Genomic DNA, 4,088 nt, shown 5'->3' with positions numbered 1-4,088 from the left:
CCCACACCAGCACCGGCCACATACAACTCACCCACCACACCAACCGGCACCGGACGCAACCAGGAATCCAACACAAAAAACGCAAGGTGCTCCAACGGCCCACCGATCGGACTGACCGCGCCCTCCAGATCGCCGGCGCCGATCTCCCGATACGACGCGTGCACCGTGGTTTCAGTCGTGCCGTACATGTTGATCAAGCGCGGCCGAGCCGGATGATGGTCCAGCCAGGTCCGAAGGCGCTGCGGTTCAAGGGCTTCCCCGCCGAACACCACCGCCTGCAGCGACAGTTGTTCTCCAGGCTCGGGGGCGAGGGCGTCGGCGGTTTGCAGCGCATAAAACGCCGACGGCGTCTGACTCAAGACGGTGACCCGCTCACCAACCAACAAGGCATGCAAGTCCTGCGGCGACCGCACCACGTCGTCGGGCACCACCACCAGCCGACCGCCACGCAGCAGCGCACCCCAGATCTCCCACACCGAGTAATCGAACGCCAACGAGTGACACTGTGACCACACGTGGGCCGCATCCGCGGGCACTTGGTCTTGCAGGGCCGCCAGCAGCTCGGTGACGTTATGATGCGTGACCGCAACACCTTTAGGAACACCGGTGGTACCCGAGGTATAAATCAGATACGCGACATCCCCCGGCGCGGGCACCGGCAACCCGGTGGCCGGCCCACCACCGACGGCCCGATCATCCAACTCCAGCACCGCCACATCGAACCCAGTCAGCACCCCACCCAGCCCCGCCGTCGCCAACACCAACACGGGCGCCGCGTCAGCAAGCAGGAACCCCAAGCGCTCCAGCGGCAGTGCCGGGTCGATGGGGACATAGGCGGCCCCCGCCTTGAGCACCGCCACCATCGCCGTGATCGCCTGCACAGAACGCGCACACAACAACCCCACCAAACACCCCGGGCCCACCCCGCAATCAACCAACAACTGCGCCAACCGATCCGAGGCCTCATCAAGCTCGCGATAGCTCACACCGCGGTCCTCAAAGGTGACCGCCACCGCTTGCGGTGTCCGCGCCACCTGCTGAGCGAACACCGCCGGAATCGAACCCGACGCCGGCACCGCCGCCGTCAACACCGCCCGATTACCCCACCGATCAAGCACACCGCGTTCACCCTGATCAAGCACATCGATCAACGACAATCGCCGCCCCGCATCCGCGGTCATCGCCACCAACACCCGCTGCAACCGTCGGGCCAAGTCCGAGACATCGAAGTTTGAAAACGGCAGCCCGGATCCCGCGGTGCTGAGATAAAGCTGGTCCCCAAAACCTTGGAAGAACAGCCCGAAGTGATCCACCGGCCCATGGTTGGTATAGGTCGCTGTCGCCGGTGCGCCCCCGAAGTCCAGCATCAGCCGGGATGGAATGAAATTCACAGCCAGCCGATCCGATGCCTGCCTTCTGCCTGGCAGGGTGTCCTCACCGCCCAGAGCGCTTATCGGAAAACGCTGATGGTGCAACAGCTCCCGAATGCGTGAGTCGACGTCCCGGCAAAAATCGGCAACGGTGGAGTCGGGCGGAACTTTCAAAATAAGCGGCAGGACTCCAGTGAGCATCGCGGGAAGCATCCTCGACTTGGGGGGCACTCGCCGGCTGACCGGGAAGTCTAGGACCACGTCCGAACCTTCACCGCTCCATCCCCGCACCAACAGAGCGCACGCCGCTGTGATCAACGAATACCGCCGAACGCCCAATGCCTTCGCGAGATCTTTCAGCCGACCGACCACCGTCGGGTCTAATCGGACCCGCGCAGAGGGCTGGAACGTCTCCCGTTCGCCGGTTGCTGTGAGTGAGCGATATTGCGAGCCGCGTTGGATCGGAAGCTTGGCGGTCCAATATTCCTTGTCGGCACGATAGTCGTCGGACGCTTCGTACTGCGACTCACAGTCGACCAGGTCCTGCAGCGAACCAAAAGAAGGTGGAGGAAGCGGTTCACCCGATGCGATTGCGGAGTAGATGGCGGCGATTCGGCGGCTGACCAGCGCCATACCCAACCCGTCCATAGCGATGTGGTGGCAGCAGGCGAACAGAAAAAATTCGTCAAGCGAGGCCTGGAACAAGGCGAACCTGAAGAGCGGGCCGGTCAACGCCATCGGCGTTCGTTGAATCGACCGGGTTATCTCTCGAACTTCTTCCGCGGGATCGTCCGACCCGCTGAGATCGTAGAAGTCCAACGGCGCATCCGGATAGTCGATCGCCCGTTGAACGACCCGCCCGCCAACCTCGAAGAAGGCCGCCCTGCCCGGCTCGGCCTCGCGCACCGCTTGGCGAATTGCTCGGTGGAGATGATCACGGTTTATCGGGCCTGCGATTCTGCCCAAGAGACCGAGCTGCCACTCCGCGCCTCCGCCGCTCATTTCGTGCGCGAGCCAGATATCCAACTGCCCACGCGTCAGCGGCAGCGCCCCGCCGTCAGAATCCACCGGAAGCCTCAACCTTGGCGCGGACTTGTCGCTCAATGAGCGGATCGCTTTCGGCCGGTCGCGCTTGCTTGCGCTCGACACGGTGCTTTTCCACGCGGTCCACGCGCGCGGCACGACCAACTGTCCGCAAATCGACCGCCTAGCCGGCTACGGCGCCTGAGGTTCTCGACCGCGAGTGGTGAATCATTTCGCCCTTAGGGACGACCAACACGATCACCAGCGCGATGCGACGAACTGATGAACACCGACTCCCCCTAGATGACCCACTCGGGTATACAAAGCAGTCCAAACGATACGCAAAGCCACCGCACCCGTCTCGGCTTTTGGCGGTTACCGCGGCGGAAAATCGCGAAGCGGTGCAGATGCGGTGCAGTCGCCCTCGTGCGCAACGCAGTCGACCCGGCGTGACTTCGCCCGTCATCGGACTCGGCTGGAGCGGGCGAAGTCCTCGACTAGATCGGCGGCGGACCAAGCGCTTACGGCGGGTCGCGTCATGTGTGCAGCGATTTCGCGGGCCCGGGCGGTGCATTCCGGTGTGATAATCCGGCGCAAGTCCGAAACGAGCGAGCCCCGGGTGGCGGTCGACAGGCGTCGAGCGGTACCCACTCCCAGTCGTTTCATCTGGGCTGCCCAGACGGGCTGATCGTGCTCCGTCCAGAGGACCAGCGCGGGGATGCCGGCGCGCAGGCCCGCGGCTGTGGTGCCCGCGCCACCGTGGTGGACCACCGCCCGACAAAGTGGAAACGTTTCCGCGTAATTGATCGTCCCAACTACCTTGACGTGGTCGGCATGCCGGATCTCGCTGTAGTCAGTTACCCCGGCGCAAATCAAACCCCGCTCGCCCAATACGGCGCAAGCCTGGCTGATCATCTCAACTGTGGCGGCCGGAGATTCGATGGGTATGCTGCCAAACGCGAAGCAAATTGGAGGCGTACCGGCGGTTATCCAGTTCCGCGCAGCATCGTCGGAATCCGTCACCAGATCCATCGTTAGCGCACCGACGAAAGGCCGTCGATCACCCCAATTCGCCCATTCGTCGGCTAAACCCGGGAAACAAAACTCGTCGTAAGCCTGGAGTTCCAGCGAGCCGCGGGTGGCGATCCGTCGATGCGTGGGGTGTGTCGACTTGGGCAGGCCCAGCTCGCGGCGATGTGCGTCCTCGAACCCCTTGTTCATGCGCCAGGACAGCCACCGGGACAAGCTCATAAAGGAGCGGGTCAACGGCCCAGGCAGAGCCGGTATCAGCCGCCCGTTGGGCCGCACCGGATAATAATGCAGGGTGACCAGCGGAATGTCGTAGAACTCGGCGACGTTCGCCGCGGCCTGCTCGCACGGAATGGTGGTAAATAGCAGGTCGGCCCCGTCCGCCAGCGATGTCAACACCGCGCACACCTCGTTCCAGCACTGGATTGATAGCGCCGAAACCTGGCGACCCAACCTGATCAGCTCAGGAATCCTCCAGACTGTATGAAAAAAACACGTCCAGAATCTTCGTTGTGCAGCCATGTATGCGCGCGTGTCAGGGCCGTAAGCGACCGCCGTGAGCCCAGCCGATTCGACCAAAGCCATCAGATCGGGCGGGACAGCCATGCACACCTCGTGCCCCCTGCGCAGCAACTCCCGACCGACGACGGCGCAGGGCTCGATATC

Annotated in this window: 2 protein-coding genes; both read right to left on the bottom strand. The window is 63.4% G+C overall.

The annotated features are described in order from the left end of the window. On the bottom strand, nt 1-2,438 hold a 2,438-nt coding region (locus A5695_RS13380), incomplete at its 3' end, for an AMP-binding protein (RefSeq protein ID WP_156749621.1). A 417-nt stretch (nt 2,439-2,855) separates the two neighbouring features. After that, a partial coding sequence (locus tag A5695_RS13375) for a glycosyltransferase (RefSeq protein WP_068082363.1) occupies nt 2,856-4,088 on the bottom strand: 1,233 nt, incomplete at its 5' end.

The sequence above is a fragment of the Mycobacterium sp. E1747 genome, assembly GCF_001667775.1.
In the GTDB taxonomy this organism is placed as follows: Bacteria; Actinomycetota; Actinomycetes; order Mycobacteriales; family Mycobacteriaceae; genus Mycobacterium.
Note: the sequence above shows the minus strand (reverse complement) of the source record. Positions and strands in the feature narration are given on the sequence as shown.